A 22,266-nucleotide genomic window follows, 5' to 3' on the forward strand; every position below is an offset into this window, starting at 1 on the left:
TAATAGTAGCAACTCCGTAATTTTTCCTATCTTAAAAGCTTCAAAATACGAACTCCCTATGGTTTTAAACGTGACCGATAATCCGGACAAAAAAAGATACGAGGTATCTGTGGAAGGCTCCACGGCCTTTGTGGAGTACATCAAGGCAAAGGATAAAATCTACCTCACCCATACGGAAGTACCAACGGCCTTGGAAGGCAAGGGCATCGGTTCATCGCTCGTCTTAAAAGTATTGGAAGATTTAGAACGACAGAATCTGACCCTTGTTCCCCTGTGCCCCTTCGTAGCGATGTACTTAAAAAAACATCCTGAATGGAAAAAATTGGTCATGAAAGGCATCAACATTGAATAATCGAATTTTATGGATAAAGAAATCGTAAAGGAATACACCAACGGTGAACTGACCGTGGTGTGGAAACCAAAGAAATGCATTCACTCAGAGGTCTGTGTAAAAACCCTGCCACAGGTATATGACCCCAACGGAAAACCTTGGATTACCCCGGAAAATGCCAGCACAGAGGCTTTGAAATCGCAAATCGAGGCATGTCCATCTGGAGCATTGACCTTTTACATGAACGGGAATTCAAAAGCAGCATCAGAAAAAGCCGAAGAAGGACAAAAAACGGCGATTGCCGTACTTGCCAACGGTCCCCTACGCGTGTCGGGTAATTTGCAGATACAATTGGCTTCCGGAGAAACGGTACAAAAAGAAGGAACCACGGGCTTTTGTAGATGTGGTGCTTCGGAAAACAAACCCTTTTGCGATGGATCACATCGAAAAATACAATTCATCGGATAACCAAGATAAAAACAAAGCAACCCTATGGAATTAGCCATACATAACTGGATGCGGGCAGAATCCCTAGAACATACCTTGGGCCGTATTGCCAAGCTGGGATATACCCGTCTGGAAATCCAGGGCACCCCGGAAAACTATGATGCCAAAAAAATAAAACCTGTCATGGACGACCATGGCATACAATGCTGGGGTTCCGTCACCTTAATGTTGGAAGAGCGAAACTTATTGGCGAAGGACCCCGCGCAGCGAAAAATGTCAGTGCAGTATGTGAAGGATGTAGCCAAAATGGTATATGACCTTGGTGGTTCCGTGATCTCGCTGGTTCCTGCAACGGTCGGTAAAATTATCCCGGATGCCACCCCGGAACAGGAATGGGAATGGGCCGTTAAAGGCGTGAAGGAAATCTATGCCTATACAGAGGATTTAGGGCTCAAAATAGGCATAGAACCTATCAACCGATTTGAAACCTATTTTATCAATCGGGGCGGACAGGCATTGGCCCTTGCAGAGGCCGTAGGACCCAATTGCGGGGTGTGCTTGGACACCTTTCACATGAACATTGAGGAGGTGGACATGTTCGAAACGATGAAAAAAGTGGGCGACCGCTTGGTAAACTTCCATGTGGCGGACAATAACCGCATGGCGCCCGGCATGGGCCATTTGGACTGGGCACGAATCATACGCACGCTGAACGAGATCAATTATGACCAGGTACTCTCGGTTGAGTTCTGCGCCCCCTTGGATAGGACCCCGGCCAATCCCTTCCCCAATTCCATCGATACTGACCCGGAAGGCTTGACCGCTGAACAGAAGAAATTTTTGGAAGATCATGGCAGTTCCGCCGTTACGGATGAATTCTATACCATGCTGACGAAAAAATCCATGGAAACATTGACCAAACTGATCAATAAATGAAAATAGCGAATATTGAGGCTTTCTGGTTGCGTTGTCCCATCCCCAAGGAAAAGCAACATTTTAGCGATTACGGACTGCTGACCAATTTTGATATGACACTGGTGGTAGTCACCACGGATACCGGTCTACAAGGTTTTGGGGAGGCCAAGGCCGCGGTGGGATCCTCGGGATCCTGTGCGAGTATTGTTAGTTGTATCGAGAACGAACTAAAACCCCAACTAGTGGGGCAGGATGCCCGAAATATTTCTCGAATCTGGGAGATGGTCTATAACGGAACTCGTGACCACTATTCCTTGTCCCGAGGTCGTAAGTTTCCTATTTTAGGCCGACGGGGACTTACCATTTCCGCCCTTAGCGGTATCGATACCGCCCTTTGGGATATCAAGGGAAAGGCCCTCAACGCTCCGGTGGTGGATCTGTTGGGCGGTAGTTGCCGAGAGAAAATGGAAGCCTACGCCAGCGGTGGATGGGCCAAAATGGATGCCATTGGGGAGCAATTGAAAGGGTACACCGCCAAAGGTTTTTCGGGGGTGAAAATGCGTGTGGGCATCATGGACGAGACAGTAAAAGCGAGCGTGGATCGCGTAAAGGCCGCACGTGAAGCCTTGGGCGATGCTATCAAGTTGATGACGGATGCCCACGGCACCTTCAGCGTGCCGGAGGCCAAACAGTTCTGTCGTGGTGTGGCCGATTGCAACTTGTATTGGTTCGAGGAGCCCATCAATCCCGATAATAAAATCGGGACCGCCGAAGTGCGTTCCCAGACCCATATTCCCATCGCTGCCGGGGAAAGCGAATATACGGCCTTTGACATCAGGGATATGATCGCGGAACGGGCCTTGGATGTCATCCAGCCCGATTGTGCCATTATCGGCGGTATCACGGAGGCCATGCGTGTATCGCAATTGGCCCATACCTATCAGTTGGAACTGGCACCGCATTGTTGGGGATCTGCCTTTTCCTTTATGGCCGGACTATCGGTGGCCTTTGCCTCGCCTTCGGCTAATGTCATTGAATTTTCCTTGGGTGGAAACCCCATGATGTACGACCTGGTGAAAGAACATATTAGTGTGGACCAAAACGGCATGATCGCCGCTCCGGACAGACCCGGTTTGGGCCTGACGCCCAATTGGGATTTTGTAAAAGAATTTAAACAATAAGAACCATGGCAAAAGCAGTAAAAATCAATCATGTAGCCTTGGTGGTGAGCAATTTGGAGGAAGCTTGTGAATTTTATGAGCATGAACTGGGCCTGGAACCCATTCCCGCATTTTTGTTCGACTACCCAACGGCCTTTTTCAAGTTCAATGAGGAGCAACAGCTACACCTGACCGAATGGGAAGATAGCTACTCCTTTCGAGGACATTTGTGCGTTACCGTAGACGATATCAACGCGGTTTTCTTTCGGATGAAGGAACTGGGAGTCATTGACATCCAACCTTGGGGAAAGGTGCGCCAACTGCCCGATGGTGCTATCCAGATGTTCGTGCGGGATCCATCGGGAAACTTGGTGGAAATATCCTCGGACCCGGACGATAAGGATAAAATCGACCCCAAGATTTTTGAGGACGAACTATATCAAGAGGGTATATATGTGTCCGGAAGAAACGATTTTAGGGGATACAAGACCAAGGATGCCACCCTGTACCACAACAAGTAATGTGCATTCACTAAACAAGCTTAGACCTGTCAGGTTTCCAAAACCTGACAGGTCTGCAACATCAAAACTACTAAATGCCCAAAAATATCCTTTTATTGGAAACCATAGCCGACGAAGCCATGGAGCTTTTGGAATCGGCCGAGGATATGAACATCCTAACCGGTTTTGACGCCGCTTCCTTGGAAAGGCATCTTTCCGAGAGCGAAATTCATGCCATTATCACCCGTGGAAAAGGTCAGGTACGGTCATCATTAATAGCATCCCTTCCCAAATTGGAAGTCATTTCCAGATGTGGTGTAGGCTTGGACAACATCGATGTGTCGGCAGCGACCGAAAGGGACATCAAGGTCGTAAATGCGCCCAATTCCAACGCCAATACCATTGCGGAACACACTATTTCCCTGTTATTGGTACTGCAAAGGAACCTTTACAATGCCATTACCATGGTGAAGGAAGACCGATGGCAAGATCGTGGCGGTTATGTGGGCGACGAACTGCACGGGAAGACCTTGGGCATTTTGGGGATGGGCAACATCGGTAAAAAAGTTGCCAAAATTGCCGATGCCCTAGGTATGGAAGTCATTTATTGGAGCTCAAAACAGGAAGAAGTCCCCTACCCTTATAGGGATTTGGATGAAGTCTTGAAAACTTCGGATTGCATAAGTCTGCACCTACCCCTTACAAAGGAAACGGAAAACCTCATCGATGCCCAAGCGCTATCTAAAATGAAACCATCGGCCCTAATCATCAATACCGCCCGGGGCAAGATCATTGACCAAACGGCGCTGACCGAAGCACTCTATGCAAACCGATTGGGAGGTTTTGCCGCCGATGTACTATCCGAAGAACCGCCAAAAACGAACGACCCTTTATTAAAACTGCCCAATACCTACATTACGGCGCACGTGGGTAGCCTCACCAAAACGACCTATGATTTTATGTGCTTGTTCACGGTACAAAATACCCTGGCAATCCTTCGGGACGAAATGCCCGCCAACAATTGCATCTATAACTTGAAGGAATTAAAAGATTCAAACCGATAAAAATGAAGTATCAATCCAAACCAACCCTACTTTTCTTATTGTTCCTATTGTCTTGTATTTCAGCGAACTCCCAAATTCTTGTGAATCAAGACCGATTGGAACAGCGGATTTTCGATTTGGCAAAATTCGGACTTCAGGAAAATGGCGAAACGGAGCGGGTCGCTTTTAGTGATGCCGATTTGGAGGCGCACCAGTGGGTCTTGGACGAATTGACGAAAATGGGATTGGAAGCGCATACCGATTTTGCGGGTAACATAGTGGCGACCAGGTCGGGTTCCAAGAAGAACATGAAACCCATAGTCTTTGGGTCCCATATTGACCGGGTCCCCAATGGGGGCAATTATGACGGATGCGTGGGCTCCATGGCTGCTTTGGAGGTCATTCAGACCTTGAACGAGAACAATGTAAAAACAAAACACCCGCTTCAGGTCATCATTTTCTCGAACGAGGAAGGTGGCGTTATGGGTAGTCGGGCGATTGCCGGACATTTGGGCAAGAGTGCACTAGGTGTTAAAAATTCCACGGGCTACACCATGGGAGAAGGCATCATGCGTTTGGGCGGGGACACTACCCGACTTGCGGAGGTTGTGCGAAAAGAGGGTGATTTGGCCGCATTTTTGGAGTTTCACATTGAACAGGGAGGCATCCTTGAAAAAGAAAATTTGGAAATTGGGGTGGTAGAGGGTATTGTAGGACTTAAATGGTGGGATGTCGTATTTACAGGTTTTGCCAACCATGCAGGCACCACGCCCATGGATGCCAGACAGGATGCGCTATTAGCAGCGGCAAAATTCATCGTTGCCGTAAACGAAATCACCAACAGCTTTGACGGGGCCCAAGTGGGTACTGTAGGGAGAATCAAAGCGGAGCCCGGTGCCCCAAATGTAATTCCTGGAAAGGTAACCGCCAGTTTGGAAATACGAGATCTCTCATCGAATGTGATCCAAAAGGTGTATCAGGCCATTAAAACCAAAACGGAAGAAATTGCAGCTTCCTCAAATGTCACGGTGGAATTCCGTCCCTTGGATACCACTGCGGACCCTGCCATTATGAATTCGGAAGTACAAAAAATCATTGCCGAAAATGCCAAATCCTTGGGGTTGACCTATAGATATATGCCCAGCGGAGCGGGACACGATGCCCAGGATATGGCCATCCTTGCCCCTACGGGAATGATCTTTGTTCCCAGCAAGGGCGGCATTAGCCACTCGCCAAAAGAATTTACTTCTGCAAAGGATATGGCCAATGGGGCCAATGTGCTCTTAAAATCCTTATTGGAGTTGGATAAAAAATTGGATTAATTGGGATACTTTACATATCATTTTCGGGGTTTTATCCCTACCTTGAAAGCATATCACTAATAGCTACAGAAAATGCAAAAACAACTACTATTTTCCATCCTGTTCATTGTTGGATTCTTCCTAAATTCTTATGCCCAAACCGTTGAAGAAATGGTGGCGGCCATAGAAAAAGAGGGTACCGAAAATTCCCAATTAGAGGAACTGGCCTATCAATTGATGGACCTCAATGGCCCAAGGTTGGTGGGTACGCCAGAAATGAAATCTGCGCACGATTGGGCGGTAAACACCTATAAAAGCTGGGGCATCGATGCGGAAAACCAGCAATGGGGCACCTGGAAAGGATGGCAACGGGGCATTACCCATGTTGATATAGTACATCCCAGGGTGGCCTCCTTGCATGCTACCCAATTGGCTTGGAGCCCAAGTGCGGGTAAAAAGGGAGTTACGGCCGAGCTTATTGCCCTCCCAACAATACAGGATTCCTTGGCGTTTGCCCAATGGCTTCCCAATGTAAAGGGAAAAATTGTTATGGTCAGCATGATGCAGCCCACCGGAAGACCGGATGACAATTGGGAAGAATTCGCTACCGAGGCTTCCTTCAAAAAAATGAAGGAAGAGCGGGAAGCGATGGAAAAAGCCTGGGACGAGAACATGAAAAATACCGGATATTCCAGTAGGACCATCAACAAAGCATTGGAAGCGGCAGGTGCCGTTGCAATAGCACAATCCCGATGGTCGCGTGGATTTGGGGCGAACAAAATTTTTAGTGCCGGAACCGACAAAATTCCCGTAGTGGACATTTCCTTGGAGGGTTATGGGATGCTATACCGTATGGTGGAGCACGGCGCCAAGCCTCAGATCAAGATTATGGCGGAATCCAAGGAACTTGGTGAAGTACCTACCTTCAACACCATTGCCACCATTCCAGGAACGGAACTCCCCGATGAATACGTAATCTTATCCGCCCATTTCGATTCTTGGGACGGGGCTACAGGTGCAACCGACAATGGCACAGGGACCATCACGATGATGGAAGCCGCACGGATACTTAAAAAGTTATACCCCAATCCCAAAAGGACCATATTGATCGGTCATTGGGGAAGCGAAGAGCAGGGGTTAAACGGGTCCAGGGCCTTTGTGGAGGATAACCCAAAAATTGTGGAAGGACTTCAGGCACTGTTCAACCAGGATAATGGTACGGGAAGGGTGGTGCGTATTTCAGGGCAGGGCTTTCTGCATGCCTATGATTACCTAGGCCGATGGTTAGAAGCGGTTCCGGATGCCTATAAAAACGAAATTGAAACTACATTTCCCGGTACACCTGGAGGCGGCGGTTCAGATTATGCCTCTTTTGTGGCGGCAGGGGCACCGGCCTTTTCGTTGAGCTCCCTAAGTTGGGCCTATTGGAACTATACGTGGCATACCAATCTGGATACCTATGACAAAATTGTCTTTGACGACGTTCGGAACAACGCCATCCTTACGGCCATCCTAACCTATATGGCCTGTGAGGACCCAGAAAAAACATCTAGGGAAAAAGCGGTATTGGGTATCGATCCCAGAACCGGGGAACAAAGGGAATGGCCCAGCCAACGAAGTCCTACCAGAAAGGGTGGTATGGATTAAAATTCGTGCTTATCGGGAAAATGCACCTATGAAGGTAGTAGTGCCCCTCGTATGGTACGGCTCCAAATTTCATAACCCGCTTTGTTTAAATGTAGCCCATCCGCCATATACAGTTCGGGCCGAGGTTTGTGGTCTTTGGATATCATAGGGTTAAAGACATCAATGAATTGGGCCTGTAGTTCATGGACCACATACTTTTCCAATAACCGATTGGTTTCCAAAATATCCGGAAGCATCTCCTGCCTTGCAATCGTTGGTTTTATGCTGATAATCGCCAAAGCTATGTTCGCATCCTTTTCCTTGATTTTTTGCACCAACCTCTTGCAGTCGGCCAAAACTGTTTCGGGGGATTTTCCTTCGCCCAAATCGTTCTCCCCGGCATATAGAACAATTTTGCTAGGATGTAAAGGGCCGAATACCTCATCAAAATAATGGGCACACCAAGCATAGTTGGAACCACCAAAACCCAGGTTCAACACATTCAGGGGCGCTAGATCTTCCTTCATATGCACCCACAGCCTTATAGAGGAACTTCCATAAAAGGCAATTAAGTTTTCTGTGTTTTCAAGGCTTCGGGCCCTTCGCTTGAGTCGGTTTATCTGGTTGCGCCAGAAGTCGGAAGGGTCTTCGCCGTCCGGTAAGATATTTTCAGATATTTCGTCCAAAACATCATCGGATGGCACCTTAAACCCTATATCCCTCCAAAACTTTATGAATCCCGATTTTAATTCCTTTAGATATCCCATTTAGCAAAAACTCAATCGGGCAAAGGTACGATATGCCGATTAGTATCTGGATGTAAGACCGTTTCATATAATTATCTATAAATAATATTCGTACCGAGACACCCTACAGAAGTCGAATTTCTCACTAAAGGAGGGGCTTCCTTAAAAAAGCTCCCCTCCCTGGTTAGGGAGGGGTGTTCCGCGACAGCGGAACGGGGTGGGTCGAAGTTTCTTACCGATACTTTTTCCATCGCCGAAAAAGTATCCAAAAAGGCTAGGCTGATTTTGGGATACTTGAAATCCAGCAAGTCCTTGGCCCGCATCGCCCAGGCCGTTTCCGATTGCATCGGAATACTATTTGGGCGATTTCCTTTTGCCAAGTCCAAGGACGCCCGGATTTACTACGTATCCCAAAATAGACCGGTTTTCCCCAAGAACCATTTTACGTTACCCCGTCTTTTTTAACACCAAAAAAAAGCTCTGCTCCCTGAGTAGGGAGGGGTGTTTTGCCTCAGCAAAACGGGGAGGGTCGGGATTAGGGCTGTAGTTTCCACCTTCATTTTCTTTGGTTCTTCAAAGAAAACGAAGCAAAAGAAAAAAGACTTTCCAGTAGGAATTTTTACTTCGTAAAACCCATCTCGAAACTCGGCCGTTCCGTTTCAAGGAACAGGTTCCATCCCGAGCTTTCTCGATGTATTCTTCTGGAAAGGGAACCACACATTCATCTTTAGGTTTTGGATTTGCCTTTTTTATAGTTGAGTGGGATTATGCCTAATACCAAAAAAGCTCCACTCCCTGAGTAGGGAGGGGTGTTTTGCTTCGGCAAAACGGGGAGGGTCTGAGTAAGATATTTTAGGTGTTTGCCAGGATTCCCACTTTAAAACGGAAAATAAACCCCAATTCATTATCTTCATAGTCCTAAAACCATCCGAAACCATGATACAAAAACTAAGCTGTCTTATCGCACTACTTTTTATCGTACCAACAACCCTTGAAGCCCAGCGTAGAAAAAACAGGAGCCAGCCAGATTACATAAAAGTCGAGGACTCCATGTTCACAAGTCTAAAGTGGCGAAACATTGGTCCATCAAGAGGCGGTAGAAGTGTCGCCTCTACCGGGGTCATCGGTGAACCCATGACCTATTATATGGGTACCGTGGGCGGTGGAATTTATAAAACTACGGATGACGGACTTACGTGGAAGAATATTTCGGACGGCTTCCTAAAAACAGGTACCGTAGGGGCCATTGCCGTGGCGGAAAGCAACCCGAACATCGTATTTGCAGGTATGGGCGAACATGCGGCCCGGGGGGTGATGACCTCCATGGGCGATGGGGTCTACAAATCTAACGATGCCGGAAAGACCTGGACCCATGTGGGCTTGGATGAAACCCGACATATTTCGGATGTGATCATTCACCCAAGCAATCCTGATATTGTTTTTGTAGCAGCCCAGGGGGCGCAATACGGCCCCAGTGCGCAACGAGGTATCTATCGTTCCACCGATGGGGGTACTACTTGGGAAAACGTCCTCTTTGTGGATAACACCACCGGAGCCTCTTCCCTATCCATGGACATGAAAAATCCCTTGATTCTGTATGCCGCCATGTGGGAGCACAGACGCTATCCCTGGGTAATGGAATCCGGTGGGAAAAATTCTGGCATCTATAAGTCTACTGATGGCGGCTCAACATGGAAACAATTGAAAGAAGGACTTCCAGAGGAAATGGGTAAAATTGGAATATCCGTTTCCAGGGCCAATCCAGAAAAGGTTTTTGCCGTTATTGAGGCAGAAGGCGAAAAAGGCGGGGTCTACCGTTCCGATAATGCCGGTAAAAAATGGACCCAGGTCAACAAGGACCGTATCAATATTGCCAGGGCCTGGTACTACATGGAAATTTTTGCAGATCCCCAGAATGAGAACGTAGTGTACGTCCTTAATGCTCCGGTGACAAAATCCATCGATGGAGGCAAGACCTTTACCCCCGTTCCTACCCCACATGGGGACAACCATCATCTTTGGATCCACCCCCATAACAACCAAATAATGGTCAATTCCAATGACGGTGGCGCGAACATCTCCAACAACGGTGGAAAAAGTTGGAGTACCCAGGAAAACCAGACAACCGCCCAATTTTATAGGGTGATTACGGATAATTTGGTGCCTTATAATGTGTATGGCGGACAACAGGACAACACAACTGTGGCCATTGCCTCCAGGACCAACGATTCAGGTATCGATTGGAAGGACTGGTATGCTGTGGCAGGTGGTGAAAGTGCCTTCTTGGCCTTTGACCCGGATGACCCTAAAATTATTTATGGCGGCACCTATCAGGGTAATATCGACAAGTGGGACGCCGCGACCAAGGAATCCAAACCCATCAAACAATATCCGGAACTGGGTCTGAGCATTGCGCCCAAGGATGCGAAATATCGGTATAACTGGAATGCACCCATCATTACATCGCCCCATAACAGACAGACTATTTACCATGCAGGGAACGTCGTTTTTAAATCGACCGATGATGGTATCAGTTGGACTGCCATCAGTCCGGACCTGACCAAAAACGAAACCGACAAGCATGGCCCAGGCGGAACCCCCTTTACCAATGAGGCCGCGGGGGGCGAGAATTACAATACCCTAACCTATTTGGTAGAATCCCCGCATGAGGAAGGTGTACTTTGGGCAGGTAGTGATGACGGACTCTTGCATGTAACTCGCGACGGTGGCCAAAACTGGCAAAACGTAACCCCATCAGGAATCCCCGATGGTATTGTGAACAGCATTGAGGTTTCTCCCCATGACCCGGCAACCGCATACGTAGTGGTCATGCGCTATAAGTCCATGGACTTGAATTCCTATATATTTAAAACATCTGATTACGGTACTACTTGGACCAAAATCGTAAACGGCATCACGGGAGAGCATACCTTTACGAGGGTCGTTCGGGAAGACCCCAAACAAAAGGGGCTTTTGTACGCTGGCACCGAAACCGGTCTTTTCATTTCCCTAAACGATGGTGCCCATTGGCAGCCTCTGCAATTGAATTTGCCTATAGTGCCCATTAACGACCTCATTATCCATGACAATGACCTAGTAGCCGCTACGGCCGGAAGGGCCTTTTGGATTCTGGACGACCTATCGGCCTTACAAAATATTAAGACCGAAAAGCAGGCAGTAACCGTTTTTCAACCCAAGGACACGTATTTATTTTTTGGAGGCTATACTGAAAATCCAGGGCCAGGGGAAGGCTCCAACCCAAAAAGTGGCGTGACTTTCGATTACTATCTGGAAGAAAAACTGGATTCCACTGAACTTAAATTGGAGGTGTTGTACAAGGGCAAGGTCATCCGCACCCTAACCAACCAAAAACCAAAGGATTTTAAATCGTGGCCGGGAGGTCCTTCAAAACCGGAAGTTTTGCCATCCAAAAAAGGCTATAACCGCTTTACATGGAATTTTAGAAAGGACCCCATTGTGGCCGTGGACAAGGTATTCGTTCTGGGAGGCGACCAAGGCTCGACCGTGGCCCCGGGAACCTATACACTGCGTCTTTCCATGCCCGGAACCACTTCCGAAACGGAAGTCACTATCTTGGCAAACCCCAACATAAAGGCAACTCCGGCCGACTATGCAGAGCAACAGGAAATGTTGAACACCATTGATAAAACGGTCGCGGAGATACACGAAGCCGTCAATGCAATGCGGTCTGCCAAGGCACAATTGGAAAATTATAAGAAGTTGTTAAAGGATACCAATAGTGCTTCGGAGTTACTAAAACAGGGGGATTCCATTATGAAAAGGATTACCCAATGGGAAGAAAAATTGATACAACCCAAACAAAAAACATTTCAGGATGTCATCAACTTTAAGAACCAACTAAATGCGCAACTTCTAACCTTAAAAGGCTATATAGACGTGGCCGAACCCAAGGTTACCCAAGGGGCCAAGGAACGGTATAGGGATCTGTTGCAGCTTTGGAACGGACTCAAACAAGAGCAACAAACCATCATTCAACAGGAAATGGCGGAGTACAATCAAACGTACCGTTCTCTGGAGCTTCCAGCTATTATTATGGAAGAATAAGGATAGAAATATATGGCCGATTTTATCTGCGACCGAACCTTCAAAGCGCAGGATTTCACCAAAACCCGTTTAAAGAGGGCGGAATATGAAAACTGCCGTTTTGAAGGTTGCGATTTTTCCGATGGCTTTTTGGACAACCAACACTTTATGGAATGTACCTTTTTGGAATGCAACTTGAGCAACGCCAACGTGGTCAATACCATTTTTAAGGAAGTCCGCTTTGAACATTGCAAGATGATGGGGTTAAAGTTTGAGACATGCAACGCCCTGTTCATTGACTTCAGTTTTTTGGACTGCACCTTGAATTATAGCTCCTTTTATGGCCTAACGCTGAAAGGGCTTCGCATGGTAGACTCGAAACTTATTGGGGCCGATTTTACGGATTGTAACTTAACGCAGTCCCAATTCGTTCGATGTAACCTTGAAAATGCCCTATTTCAAAACACCAACCTCTCCCAAGCGGATGTAAGCACTTCAACCAATATGAATATAGATCCGGAAAGGAACGTTCTGTCCAACTGTACGTTTTCCATGGAAAATCTGCCCGGATTATTGGCCAAATACAAAATAAAGGTAGTTTCCTAATGCTTTCAAAGGTCCATCATATTGCCATTATTTGTTCCGATTATGAAAAATCCAAGGAATTTTATACCCAATTTCTGGGACTGACCATTTTAAATGAAACCTACCGAACCGAGCGGGATTCCTATAAACTGGATTTAGCCCTAAACGGTCATTATATCCTAGAAGTTTTCTCCTTCCCCCAACCTCCAAAACGCATTTCCAGACCGGAAGCTTGTGGATTGCGACATTTGGCCTTTCAAGTTGGGAGCATCGAAGAAATGGTCACCCATTGCAACCAAAACAATATTGCGGTAGAACCTATCCGGGTGGATGAAATCACCGGAAAAAAATTCACCTTCATCTCCGATCCGGACGATTTGCCCATCGAATTTTACGAACAATAATTTTATCCATTTGTAAACGGATAATTCTTACCTTGTTGCAAACGAATCATATATGAGACTATTCCTGATTATTTCCTTGTTTCTTATTCATTCCATAGGTGCACAGAATACCCTTTCTTGGGAAGAAGGAATGGAATCCCCGGAAGCCACCCTCAAACATGTAGAATGGATGACAGGGCACTGGAAAGGGGAAGCTTTTGGCGGCATTACGGAAGAAATCTGGAGTCCGCCATTGGGAGGCACCATGATGTTTTCCTTTAAATTGGTATCGGATGGTACCGTAAGTTTTTATGAATTAGGGCACATCCGGGAATTGGACGGAACTTTGTTATTTCAATTAAAACACTTTGACGGAGACCTCTTTGGGTGGGAAGAAAAAGAAGAAACGGTAGACTTTAGATTGGTCAAAATAGACGGAAACAGGGTCTATTTTGACGAGTTTACCCTTGAAAGGATTTCGGATCAGGAAGTGAATCTATACGTTGTCATAGAGAATGAAGATGGCACCCAGGAAGAAGTGCAGTTCAATTACAAAAGGCAATAGATGGAAAAAAGAAAGTGTCTGGAATGTGGGACGGAAGTCATGGGCAGGGCAGACAAAAAATTCTGCAACGATTACTGCCGAAACGCATACAATAACAAATTCAACAAGGATAGTAAAAACCTCGTACGGAACATCAACAATCGCCTACGAAAAAATTACAGGGTGTTGGACAGTTTCAAACTTACGGACGGTAAAACAAAGACCACAAAAACCCGACTGATGGATAAGGGTTTTGATTTTGAGTACATCACCAATCTTTATACCACCAAAAAAGGAACCACCTACTATTTTGTCTATGACTTGGGCTATCTGCCCTTGGATAATGATTTTTACATGATCGTAAAGCGGGAATAATAGTCACGAAAACCGCAAAAACAAAAAAATCCGAATCTATGAAAACACTAGTATCCGCAACATGGCTTCATCAGCATATGGAAAAACCGAACCTGGTCATTCTAGATGCCAGTTCAACAACCAATGGACGGACCATTCCAAAGGCACGGTTCGCGGACCTGGATCATGCTTTTGTGGATGCCTCCAGCCCTTTTCCCAATACCGTTCCCAAACCGGAACAATTTGAGCTTGCATGTCAAAACCTGGGCATCGACCAAGATTCTGAAATTGTAGTGTTCGATACCAAGGGCATTTATACCAGTCCACGGGTTTGGTGGTTGTTCCAGCTTATGGGACATAGCAACATTAGCGTTTTGGACGGTGGCCTGCCCGCCTGGATCGAAAATGGTTTTGAAACGGTTACGGAACATTTAAAGCCAACAAAAAAGGGAAATTTTAAGTCGGATTATCAAACCGATATGGTAGTGACCTTTGATCAGATCAAGGCCAATATCGACCGACAAAAATTTGTTGTTGTGGATGCCCGGTCGGCCGGCAGGTTCAATGGAACGGCTCCGGAACCAAGAAAACACCTACAAAGCGGCAGTATACCAAAGTCCGTGAATCTTCCTTTTGAGGATGTACTTGAAAATGGTAAATTCAAGTCTGCGGAAGATATCAAAAACCTGTTCCAAAGCATCTTCAAAGAACCCCAAGAAATGGTCTTTAGTTGTGGCTCCGGAATTACGGCCAGTATCATTTTATTGGCCAGTGCTATCGGATATGAAAAAAGTCTAAAACTATATGACGGTTCTTGGACGGAATGGGCAGAATTGAACCAACTAACAACTGACAATAAATAGCACGTTTTAGGAAGTAGCAAAAACCTCCATAATTTCAATTTTCAAAAATTCCAAATTCCAAAACGATAGCATGGTATATTGCAGGTTCATTGGATAGGCTCCATGCTGAAAACATAGCATTGGAACCCAAAAAAAATGCCTCCTTTCGGAAGCACCTTTGTTAACTAACTTGGTTTAAAAATTTATTTCCAATTGTGGCCGCTCAGCTTTAGGGCCGCAATGACGATGTCCTTTCTACTGATCTGCCCCACCAAAATACCGTTGCGCATTACGGGAAGTCTTCTTCTGTTATGCTGGGCAAAGATACCGGCGGCATCGAATATTGAGATATCATCGGGGATGGTTTCCACATTTTTTGTCATGAAGTTCTCCACGTTCTTTTCCAAAATAGGCTGGTTAAAATAGCGGCTCTCTGATATTTGCTTCATACAATCGGCCTCGGAGATGATCCCCACCAAAAATCCGTTGTCATCCAAAACTGGCCCACCGGAAATATGGTGCTTGGCAAACTTTTCCATGACCTCCAAAATCGACTGGTCCGGCCTAAAGGTCACCAATTTGGTGGTCATATAATCGGCCACCAATATAGGGGCCTCAAATTCCTTTTTAACGGTCTTCCTGATTCCTTGAAAGCTTTTGATTCCCATGAGTATATATTTAGCGGTTGATTAATAAATATATTAAAAAAAAGTTAATATGGTAAAAAAAATAGATGAATGGTCACATCTCTTTAATATTTAATAATTTTAGACAGAACCGATAACCAATGAAAAAGACTTCCTCCGTACTTATATTGCTCCTCTTGACGTTGGCCGTGTATTGGAGCATTGCTTCCCTAATGCCCACATATTCCGCGGATATTGACCTTGGTAAGGATAGCTTTTCCACGGATAGGGCCTTGACCCATGTAGAAGCGATTTCCAAGGAACCGCACGGCGTTGGATTTCCCGCACATCAAAAAGTAGGCTCCTACATCGTTTCCCAATTGGAAAAAATGGGCCTGCAGACCCAATTACAAAAGGGATACACCGCCGGGGACTGGGCCAACCTCAGTAAGGCGACCAATATTCTGGCCAGGATTAAAGGAACGGGTACCGGTAAGGCCCTCCTTTTATTAAGCCATTACGATAGTAGTCCGCATTCCTCCTTGGGCGCCAGCGATGCCGGTAGTGGGGTTGCCACCATTCTGGAAGGGGTAAGGGCCTTTTTGGCCAAAAACGAATCGCCAAAAAATGACATAATTATCCTCATTTCCGATGCCGAGGAGTTGGGCCTTAACGGAGCCGATCTGTTTGTAAGGGACCATCCGTGGACCAAGGACGTTGGTCTTGTTATCAATTTTGAGGCCCGTGGGAGCGGTGGCCCAGGAATCATGCTTTTGGAAACGAACCGGGGCAATTATAATTTGATCAAGGAGTTTACAAAGGCAAATCCTGAATATCCTGTGGCGAACTCCCTCGCCTACAGCATCTACAAATTGCTTCCCAACGATACGGACTTGACTGTTTTCAGGGAAAAGGCGGATATCGATGGGTTTAACTTTGCCTTTATTGACGACCATTTCGATTATCATACCGCTAAAGACTCCTACGAACGCTTGGATAAAAACACCCTCGCCCACCAAGGTAGCTACCTCACCGCTTTGTTAGATCATTTCAGCGCCATGGATTTGACCACCGTACGGAGTTTGAAGGAATCCGTTTATTTCAATGTTCCCATTTTTAAAATGGTCTCCTATCCCTTTGAATGGATCTGGCCCATGCTCTTTCTGGGCATTGCCCTTTTCTTAGGGTTGTTGGTCTTGGGTATCCAAAAAAAGGTACTGAGCGGCAAGGACATGCTAAAAGGTTTTGTACCCATGCTCATCGCATTGAGCATCAACGGAGCGGTTGGATACTTTTCTTGGGGCGCGCTAAAATCCATATACCCGGCATATACGGATATGTTGCATGGTTTTACCTATAACGGTCATGCCTACATTCTCGTTTTTGTTTTTTTCTGCTTGAGCAGCTGTTTTTATGCCTACCACAAGTTCCAGGTGGTGAAAACACCCAATTTATTGGTGGCGCCCCTCTTTCTTTGGCTGGTCGTCTGCACGCTGATCTGTTACTATCTGAACGGTGCGGCATTTTTTATCATCCCGGTGTACACAAGCTTGGTGGCCCTGTACATAGTAATCAACCAAAAAAGCCCCAACGGGTTTTTATTGTTGTTTTTGGGATTACCGGCCATTTTTATTTTCGCACCATTTATTCAGCTATTTCCCATTGCCCTAGGGCTCAAAATGATGGTGGCCAGTACGGTGTTTACCACGCTGACCTTCTTTCTCTTGCTGCCCCTGATCAATCGGATACGAAACAAAAGGGGCTTGGCCTTTTTAAGTTTTTTACTGTTTTTGGGCTTTTTTGTATCGGCGCACATGAATTCCGATTTTGATGTGGATAACCCAAAACCGACCAGTCTACTGTACGTATGGAACGTCGATAAAAACGAAAGCCACTGGGCCACGTATGAAAAGGTAGTGTCGGATTGGACAAAGCAGTATATTGGCGATACCAAAATGCGACCTGAGGAGCTGTCCGAAAACACCATCAGCAGCAAATACGGTTCGGGATTCAGTTACGTAGCTGAAGCCCCAAAAAAGGAAATCGCCCCGCCGATCATCGAGGTACTATCGGATACCGTTATCGGCATGCATCGATCCCTAAAACTCCAGCTTATCCCACAACGCAATGTAAACCGGTTGGAAGTGTTCACCAACGATACGCCCATAAACAAGGCCATGGTGAACGGTATCGAACTTTCTGATTATTACTTAAAAGACCGAAGGAACGGGAAATTGGTAACCCATTACATCACTGACAACGAGCCTACCTTGCTATCGCTCGTATATCCGGCGGATGCAACTCTGGAACTTACCTTTTACGAGGCAAGCAACGACCTGCTGACAAATCCACAGTTCACCGTCCCAAAACGGCCAGAAGACAACATCCCGATGCCCTTTGTGCTGAACGATGCCATACTAACCATCCAAAAAATGAAGTTTGAATAAGGTAATAGGAGTCATAGGCTGCGGCTGGTTGGGACTTCCCTTGGCAAAATCGCTCGTAACAAAAGGGTATGAGGTAAAGGGTACCACAACCTCCAAGGAAAAATTGGAAACCCTTTCCAATGCGGGTATCGCACCATTACGGGTGCACCTTTCCGAAAATGAAATACAGGGAAATATCCAGGAATTCCTAAATGGGACGGACACGCTAGTGGTCAATATTCCTCCAAAACTTAGGGGCAAGGGACCTAAAGAGAACTATGTCCGTAAGATAGCACTGTTGGCAGCCAACATATCGACCTCGGCCGTTCGCGAGGTGCTTTTTGTGAGTAGTACATCGGTGTATGGGGACGGCCAAGGGGAAGTGGATGAGGAAACCCTCCCGGTACCGACATCGGAAGCCGGCAAACAGCTTTTGGAAACGGAAAAATTAATTACGGAAAATCCAAATTTTGAAGCGACCATCCTTCGGTTTGCGGGACTTATCGGTCCGGATAGACATCCCATACATATGCTATCCGGTAGAACGAACCTTTCGGGAGGCAATGCCCCCGTGAACCTCATCCATCTGGAGGATTGCATCGGCATCATTACTTCCATAATCCAAAATAATTTGTGGGGCGAAACGATAAACGGGGTATATCCGGCGCATCCAACAAAGAAATCCTACTATACTCAAAAGGCCCACGAGAAGGGATTAAACCCACCCAGTTACAATACGAGTGAGACTGAAAATCTGAAAAAAATCACTTCTTGTAATCCTTTTATTACTAAAAATTACGTTTTTTCTGCTTCTATTTAGTCTATTTTCACCACAACTTTTGGCGCTTTCACAACAAAGTCCGCCATTTTTTGTTAATAAAATGTTGGTTTTTAATGGGTTATCGACGAAATACATAACTTAGAGTGAACTTTAAAATAAATTGTCATGAAAAAATCTAAGCTTAACGAACGGATTATCATGGAGTTGGAACGCTTGATCGCGCAAAGTTGCGGAGACGAGCGAAAATCCAGGAAGTTTACTCAGCTACATGTAGCCTTGCTCAAAAAATACTATAATGCCGCCGATGTTTCCATCGATTATCACAGACACCGCGTAACAATGGATGTCATAATGGACGATGAAGCCTACAGGCCCGGGAAATTGAACATTAACTTACCCGTCCTGCATACTAACCTTTTGTTTGGCAACCTTAAGAGCTTTCTCCGTTCCTGTATTGACAGGGACCGCAAAAGTCTTGGTTTTTATGCCCAACTCCTTAATAATTTCAAACAAAAGGAACAGGTCTATTCGCTCGCCTAGGAAAGTTCGAATAAAGGAAATCAAGGACACCCAACGGTGTCCTTTCTCTTTTAACCCAAAATACGCAATAGAAAGTCTAGTACGGCTTCAAACTACTTCAAACACACGCTGTTTAAGCTGTTTTTTAATTTAACCATAGCGATGCTCTGCTAAAATCAAGAAAACAACTGTGTTTATTGTATTTTGAACCCTCATTACAAAGTCATAATGCATTATTTGGGTTTAAGGACAATTAAACGGTTCATTAACAAGTTCATTGGGAATAATTTAATAGTTTAGCGCACCAAAAAATAAATCAGTTCGTGATGAAAAGATTCATTGTTATTTTAGTGCTTACCATGGGTTTCTATGGAACAGCACAGACCAAAAGTGAGCTATTAAAGCATTATGAGGCCTTCTACAACCAAATGCGGTTACAAGGCGATGTGGATGGTGTCATCAATGCACTAACGCACTTGAACGTGTTGGCCCCTTCCCAGGAGCGTATGGATACCTTGGCCTATATCTATGCCAACGACAACCAGCACCTACAGGCCCTGAATACCATTGGTATTGAAAAAGTGGACACGGATTCAGATTTGGCCGTGCAGGTTAAGGCTATTTCCCTAAAAGCCTTGAACCAACCCAAAAGGGCCTTGGAACATTTTGAAGTACTGTACCAGAGAAATCCAAATCCGTATCTGGCCTATGAGCTGGCAGACCTCAACATTCAAATAGGTGACAATGCCAAGGCATCCACCCACATTGAATATGGTATTGCCAATTCCAAGGACGATATGCGCTATGCCTTTTACGAGCGTCAGCAACCCTATGATGTTCCCCTTAAAGCGGCATTCATCCATTTAAAGGGACTTGTGCAGTTCAACACGGACAAGGAAAACATCGATGCGGCCATTGCGACCATCGACGAGGCGCTGGCCATTGACCCTAACTTTAACCTGGCAAGCTTGAGCAAGCAGGCACTTACCTCTAGAAAACAAGCTCCTTCGGAAGAACCAAAGAAGTAAACTGTTTAAGAAATATTGAAGGGACCGTTCGAGAATCTTTTTCTTGGACGGTCCCTCAATTTTTACGTAGTTCCTCCAACAAGGCATTGTCCATGGCCTCCTTAATCTTGATCAACTCCCCAACATGTTCGTTGGGTACGGCAATTGACAGAACATAGTGGGCAATCTTCCAAGATCCGTCAATCTTTTTGAGGACCCCGGAGCCCCTACAAAGTTTCATTTGGGTGTCCAAAAGTTCATCGAACCACGCAAACTGTCCGGTAGCATCCACATAGACATTTCGTTCCACGGCCGTAAAACTCCATGCCCTTCCCTTGTCAAAATGGAGTTTTGCATACTCCTTGAATTCGGCCAATTGCCAATTTTCCGTAGCATCGGTACCGATAAAAACGGCATCATGGGTCATTAATCCGAAATACCCATCAAAATCAGCTTCGGCCGCAGCCCGATGCCATGCATCCAAGGTCTTTTCAATGGTTTTTGTATCGGTTTCCTGCCCTGTTGAAACCGCACATATATGCAGAAACAGGATATAGCTATACGTCTTCATTTTCAATCAGATCGGTCGGTAGGGTATTATTTACGGTCACATCAAACTGCTTTCTCAGCGCATTATAGGCCGTAATAAGTTCTTTGATGGAATTTTCCGGGTTCAGTCGGTACTCCAAATCCCCCTTGGTTTTTAAAATATACGTTTTCACCACCTTTTGCCTGCCCTTCACCTGGGGAATATTGAACTCCGCCGGGTATTCGCTGGCTTCCAATAGCTTTTGCTTTTCCACCAAATCCTCAATGACCAACACCAAATCCTCCCGGAAGCCAATGGTGTAAATACGTTCAAAACTCTGGTGAAAGGAATAATACTCCTTCCATTGGGCCAAAATGGCATCGGACTTCGCATTTACGGCAACCACCGGGGGCAGCTCGTTGGCCATGGTCTCAAAGCTGGATTCGGCTACGTTGGCCGACTCTTGGACGACGTCTTTGCAGGAGCCCAAAAGCAACAGAAATAAAATAAAATACGGGAATTTTGGCATGGACCGAAGGTACAAATTTTAAGAAAAGGTATCTTTACCCCACAGGTCATTTAACTACATTTTTAATGGAAAAATACATTTTGATTATCGGCGCATGCGGACAGATAGGAACGGAGCTGACCCTTACCCTAAGGGAACGCTATGGGAACGACAAGGTCATTGCCAGTGATATACGGGAGGGCAGCGATACTTTGATGAATTCCGGGCCTTTTGAAATCTTGGACGCCACCAATTACGATACCTTGGAGGAAGTAGTCGCCTATTACGATATCAGCGAGGTGTATTTAATGGCCGCCATGCTCAGTGCCACGGCCGAAAAATTCCCCATGCGCGCCTGGAACCTCAACATGAACTCCCTTTTCAACGTGTTGAACCTGGCCAAGGAAAAAAAGATAAACAAGGTTTTTTGGCCTTCAAGTATTGCCGTTTTTGGCCCAAATACCCCCAAGGACCATACGCCACAACATACCATCATGGAACCTAGCACGGTGTACGGCATCAGTAAACAGTCTGGGGAACGTTGGTGCGAATATTATTTTAAAAAGTTCAATGTGGATGTGCGCAGTCTTCGCTATCCAGGACTCATTAGCTGGAAGACCATGCCCGGTGGCGGTACCACGGACTATGCCGTGGAAATCTATCACAAGGCCTTAAGCCAAGGGCGTTATTCCTGTTTTTTAAAGAAGGATACCATGCTCCCCATGATGTTCATGGACGATGCCATACGGGCCACCTTAGAATTGATGGAGGCCGATACAAAAAAGATCAAGGTGCGGTCCGCCTACAACCTTGCAGCCATGAGTTTTGATCCCGCGGAAATGGCCCGAAGCATCCAAAAGCATATTCCCGATTTCACCATCGAATATGCTCCCGATTTTAGACAGGACATTGCCGATTCCTGGCCGAAAAGTATCGATGATTCCGATGCACAGAAGGATTGGGATTGGCATCCGGAATTTGATTTGGACCGCACTACGGAAACCATGCTGGAAAATTTAAAATCCTAG

General features: G+C 46.0%; 24 protein-coding genes. 19 read left to right on the forward strand and 5 right to left on the reverse strand.

The genetic code is table 11. The features are described from left to right. Positions 1–58 precede the first annotated feature (58 nt). From F0361_RS04825 to F0361_RS04860, 8 genes are all read left to right on the forward strand, one after another. Positions 59–352, forward strand: a complete 294-nt coding sequence (locus tag F0361_RS04825) for a GNAT family N-acetyltransferase (RefSeq protein WP_154917450.1) — start codon at positions 59–61, stop codon at positions 350–352. A gap of 9 nt (positions 353–361) precedes the next feature. Next, positions 362–799, forward strand: a complete 438-nt coding sequence (locus F0361_RS04830) for a (4Fe-4S)-binding protein (RefSeq protein ID WP_154917451.1) — start codon at positions 362–364, stop codon at positions 797–799. A 24-nt stretch (positions 800–823) separates the two neighbouring features. Then, positions 824–1,714 carry a sugar phosphate isomerase/epimerase family protein gene (locus F0361_RS04835; RefSeq protein ID WP_154917452.1) on the forward strand — a complete coding sequence of 297 codons (891 nt, stop codon included), beginning with the start codon at positions 824–826 and terminating at the stop codon, positions 1,712–1,714. Then, entirely contained in the window at positions 1,711–2,874 is a 1,164-nt protein-coding gene (locus F0361_RS04840) for a mandelate racemase/muconate lactonizing enzyme family protein (RefSeq protein ID WP_154917453.1), read from the forward strand. Before F0361_RS04835 ends, F0361_RS04840 begins: the two co-directional genes overlap by 4 nt. A gap of 5 nt (positions 2,875–2,879) precedes the next feature. Next, complete coding sequence (locus F0361_RS04845) at positions 2,880–3,374, forward strand: VOC family protein (protein WP_154917454.1); 495 nt, start codon at positions 2,880–2,882, stop codon at positions 3,372–3,374. Positions 3,375–3,448: 74 nt separating this feature from the next. Next, positions 3,449–4,417 carry a 2-hydroxyacid dehydrogenase gene (locus F0361_RS04850; protein ID WP_154917455.1) on the forward strand — a complete coding sequence of 323 codons (969 nt, stop codon included), beginning with the start codon at positions 3,449–3,451 and terminating at the stop codon, positions 4,415–4,417. A 2-nt stretch (positions 4,418–4,419) separates the two neighbouring features. Continuing rightward, positions 4,420–5,718: a Zn-dependent hydrolase gene (locus tag F0361_RS04855; protein ID WP_154917456.1), complete on the forward strand. Its 1,299-nt coding sequence runs from the start codon at positions 4,420–4,422 to the stop codon at positions 5,716–5,718. Positions 5,719–5,790: 72 nt separating this feature from the next. Beyond that, positions 5,791–7,344 carry a M20/M25/M40 family metallo-hydrolase gene (locus F0361_RS04860; protein WP_154917457.1) on the forward strand — a complete coding sequence of 518 codons (1,554 nt, stop codon included), beginning with the start codon at positions 5,791–5,793 and terminating at the stop codon, positions 7,342–7,344. A gap of 26 nt (positions 7,345–7,370) precedes the next feature. Here the strand turns inward: F0361_RS04860 and F0361_RS04865 are convergent, their stop codons facing one another. Continuing rightward, positions 7,371–8,090 carry an SGNH/GDSL hydrolase family protein gene (locus F0361_RS04865; RefSeq protein ID WP_154917458.1) on the reverse strand — a complete coding sequence of 240 codons (720 nt, stop codon included), beginning with the start codon at positions 8,088–8,090 and terminating at the stop codon, positions 7,371–7,373. A 71-nt stretch (positions 8,091–8,161) separates the two neighbouring features. Then, positions 8,162–8,416: a hypothetical protein gene (locus tag F0361_RS04870; RefSeq protein WP_154917459.1), complete on the reverse strand. Its 255-nt coding sequence runs from the start codon at positions 8,414–8,416 to the stop codon at positions 8,162–8,164. Between the two features lie 589 nt (positions 8,417–9,005). On the opposite strand from F0361_RS04870, the gene F0361_RS04875 reads away from it, so the two are divergent. From F0361_RS04875 to F0361_RS04900, 6 genes are read left to right on the forward strand one after another with little or no spacing between them, the layout of a single operon-like run. Next, positions 9,006–12,155: a WD40/YVTN/BNR-like repeat-containing protein gene (locus tag F0361_RS04875; protein ID WP_154917460.1), complete on the forward strand. Its 3,150-nt coding sequence runs from the start codon at positions 9,006–9,008 to the stop codon at positions 12,153–12,155. Between the two features lie 12 nt (positions 12,156–12,167). After that, a complete protein-coding gene (locus F0361_RS04880; RefSeq protein WP_154917461.1) occupies positions 12,168–12,740 on the forward strand; it encodes a pentapeptide repeat-containing protein in 573 nt (190 codons plus the stop codon). Further along, the gene (gene gloA2, locus F0361_RS04885) at positions 12,740–13,123 is read left to right on the forward strand and encodes an SMU1112c/YaeR family gloxylase I-like metalloprotein (RefSeq protein ID WP_154917462.1); all 384 of its coding nucleotides are present in this window, start codon (positions 12,740–12,742) and stop codon (positions 13,121–13,123) included. Before F0361_RS04880 ends, gloA2 begins: the two co-directional genes overlap by 1 nt. 52 nt (positions 13,124–13,175) lie before the next feature. Then, on the forward strand, positions 13,176–13,667 hold the full coding sequence (locus F0361_RS04890) for a DUF6265 family protein (protein ID WP_154917463.1): 492 nt from the start codon (positions 13,176–13,178) through the stop codon (positions 13,665–13,667). Continuing rightward, positions 13,668–14,021 carry a hypothetical protein gene (locus F0361_RS04895; protein ID WP_154917464.1) on the forward strand — a complete coding sequence of 118 codons (354 nt, stop codon included), beginning with the start codon at positions 13,668–13,670 and terminating at the stop codon, positions 14,019–14,021. A 38-nt stretch (positions 14,022–14,059) separates the two neighbouring features. Then, positions 14,060–14,863, forward strand: coding sequence for a sulfurtransferase (locus F0361_RS04900; RefSeq protein ID WP_154917465.1), 804 nt, complete (start codon positions 14,060–14,062; stop codon positions 14,861–14,863). A gap of 182 nt (positions 14,864–15,045) precedes the next feature. Here the strand turns inward: F0361_RS04900 and F0361_RS04905 are convergent, their stop codons facing one another. Next, positions 15,046–15,510, reverse strand: coding sequence for a CBS domain-containing protein (locus F0361_RS04905; protein WP_125221560.1), 465 nt, complete (start codon positions 15,508–15,510; stop codon positions 15,046–15,048). Positions 15,511–15,629: 119 nt separating this feature from the next. On the opposite strand from F0361_RS04905, the gene F0361_RS04910 reads away from it, so the two are divergent. The 4 genes from F0361_RS04910 (at position 15,630) to F0361_RS04925 (ending at position 20,222) form a co-directional block, all read left to right on the forward strand. Further along, positions 15,630–17,915: a M28 family peptidase gene (locus F0361_RS04910; protein WP_154917466.1), complete on the forward strand. Its 2,286-nt coding sequence runs from the start codon at positions 15,630–15,632 to the stop codon at positions 17,913–17,915. Next, on the forward strand, positions 17,908–18,714 hold the full coding sequence (locus F0361_RS04915) for an SDR family oxidoreductase (protein ID WP_154917467.1): 807 nt from the start codon (positions 17,908–17,910) through the stop codon (positions 18,712–18,714). The genes F0361_RS04910 and F0361_RS04915 overlap by 8 nt, the downstream gene beginning before the upstream one ends. Before the next feature lie 126 nt (positions 18,715–18,840). Continuing rightward, on the forward strand, positions 18,841–19,215 hold the full coding sequence (locus tag F0361_RS04920) for a hypothetical protein (protein ID WP_154917468.1): 375 nt from the start codon (positions 18,841–18,843) through the stop codon (positions 19,213–19,215). A 305-nt stretch (positions 19,216–19,520) separates the two neighbouring features. After that, positions 19,521–20,222 (forward strand): tetratricopeptide repeat protein, encoded by a 702-nt coding sequence (locus tag F0361_RS04925; protein WP_154917469.1) that lies wholly within the window; start codon positions 19,521–19,523, stop codon positions 20,220–20,222. Positions 20,223–20,277: 55 nt separating this feature from the next. On the opposite strand, the gene F0361_RS04930 is transcribed toward F0361_RS04925, so the two are convergent. Together F0361_RS04930 and F0361_RS04935 are read right to left on the reverse strand one after the other, a co-directional pair. After that, entirely contained in the window at positions 20,278–20,772 is a 495-nt protein-coding gene (locus tag F0361_RS04930; RefSeq protein ID WP_154917470.1) for a nuclear transport factor 2 family protein, read from the reverse strand. After that, positions 20,759–21,259 (reverse strand): hypothetical protein, encoded by a 501-nt coding sequence (locus F0361_RS04935; RefSeq protein ID WP_154917471.1) that lies wholly within the window; start codon positions 21,257–21,259, stop codon positions 20,759–20,761. Before F0361_RS04935 ends, F0361_RS04930 begins: the two co-directional genes overlap by 14 nt. 65 nt (positions 21,260–21,324) lie before the next feature. Between F0361_RS04935 and F0361_RS04940 the strand changes: the two genes are divergently transcribed. After that, entirely contained in the window at positions 21,325–22,266 is a 942-nt protein-coding gene (locus F0361_RS04940; RefSeq protein ID WP_154917472.1) for an NAD-dependent epimerase/dehydratase family protein, read from the forward strand.

This window comes from Maribacter flavus (assembly GCF_008386635.1).
Lineage (GTDB): Bacteria > Bacteroidota > Bacteroidia > Flavobacteriales > Flavobacteriaceae > Maribacter > Maribacter flavus.

Bases quoted from the DNA above. Each gene is read 5' to 3' on its own strand.
- F0361_RS04845 (WP_154917454.1), top strand. From the start codon at position 2,880: ATGGCAAAAGCAGTAAAAATCAATCATGTAGCCTTGGTGGTGAGCAAT.
- F0361_RS04835 (WP_154917452.1), top strand. From the start codon at position 824: ATGGAATTAGCCATACATAACTGGATGCGGGCAGAATCCCTAGAACAT.
- F0361_RS04840 (WP_154917453.1), top strand. From the start codon at position 1,711: ATGAAAATAGCGAATATTGAGGCTTTCTGGTTGCGTTGTCCCATCCCC.
- F0361_RS04895 (WP_154917464.1), top strand. From the start codon at position 13,668: ATGGAAAAAAGAAAGTGTCTGGAATGTGGGACGGAAGTCATGGGCAGG.
- F0361_RS04855 (WP_154917456.1), top strand. From the start codon at position 4,420: ATGAAGTATCAATCCAAACCAACCCTACTTTTCTTATTGTTCCTATTG.
- F0361_RS04860 (WP_154917457.1), top strand. From the start codon at position 5,791: ATGCAAAAACAACTACTATTTTCCATCCTGTTCATTGTTGGATTCTTC.
- F0361_RS04850 (WP_154917455.1), top strand. From the start codon at position 3,449: ATGCCCAAAAATATCCTTTTATTGGAAACCATAGCCGACGAAGCCATG.
- F0361_RS04825 (WP_154917450.1), top strand. From the start codon at position 59: ATGGTTTTAAACGTGACCGATAATCCGGACAAAAAAAGATACGAGGTA.
- F0361_RS04935 (WP_154917471.1), bottom strand. From the start codon at position 21,259: ATGCCAAAATTCCCGTATTTTATTTTATTTCTGTTGCTTTTGGGCTCC.
- gloA2 (WP_154917462.1), top strand. From the start codon at position 12,740: ATGCTTTCAAAGGTCCATCATATTGCCATTATTTGTTCCGATTATGAA.
- F0361_RS04870 (WP_154917459.1), bottom strand. From the start codon at position 8,416: ATGCAATCGGAAACGGCCTGGGCGATGCGGGCCAAGGACTTGCTGGAT.
- F0361_RS04865 (WP_154917458.1), bottom strand. From the start codon at position 8,090: ATGGGATATCTAAAGGAATTAAAATCGGGATTCATAAAGTTTTGGAGG.
- F0361_RS04880 (WP_154917461.1), top strand. From the start codon at position 12,168: ATGGCCGATTTTATCTGCGACCGAACCTTCAAAGCGCAGGATTTCACC.
- F0361_RS04900 (WP_154917465.1), top strand. From the start codon at position 14,060: ATGAAAACACTAGTATCCGCAACATGGCTTCATCAGCATATGGAAAAA.
- F0361_RS04875 (WP_154917460.1), top strand. From the start codon at position 9,006: ATGATACAAAAACTAAGCTGTCTTATCGCACTACTTTTTATCGTACCA.
- F0361_RS04890 (WP_154917463.1), top strand. From the start codon at position 13,176: ATGAGACTATTCCTGATTATTTCCTTGTTTCTTATTCATTCCATAGGT.
- F0361_RS04830 (WP_154917451.1), top strand. From the start codon at position 362: ATGGATAAAGAAATCGTAAAGGAATACACCAACGGTGAACTGACCGTG.
- F0361_RS04905 (WP_125221560.1), bottom strand. From the start codon at position 15,510: ATGGGAATCAAAAGCTTTCAAGGAATCAGGAAGACCGTTAAAAAGGAA.
- F0361_RS04920 (WP_154917468.1), top strand. From the start codon at position 18,841: ATGAAAAAATCTAAGCTTAACGAACGGATTATCATGGAGTTGGAACGC.
- F0361_RS04925 (WP_154917469.1), top strand. From the start codon at position 19,521: ATGAAAAGATTCATTGTTATTTTAGTGCTTACCATGGGTTTCTATGGA.
- F0361_RS04930 (WP_154917470.1), bottom strand. From the start codon at position 20,772: ATGAAGACGTATAGCTATATCCTGTTTCTGCATATATGTGCGGTTTCA.
- F0361_RS04910 (WP_154917466.1), top strand. From the start codon at position 15,630: ATGAAAAAGACTTCCTCCGTACTTATATTGCTCCTCTTGACGTTGGCC.
- F0361_RS04940 (WP_154917472.1), top strand. From the start codon at position 21,325: ATGGAAAAATACATTTTGATTATCGGCGCATGCGGACAGATAGGAACG.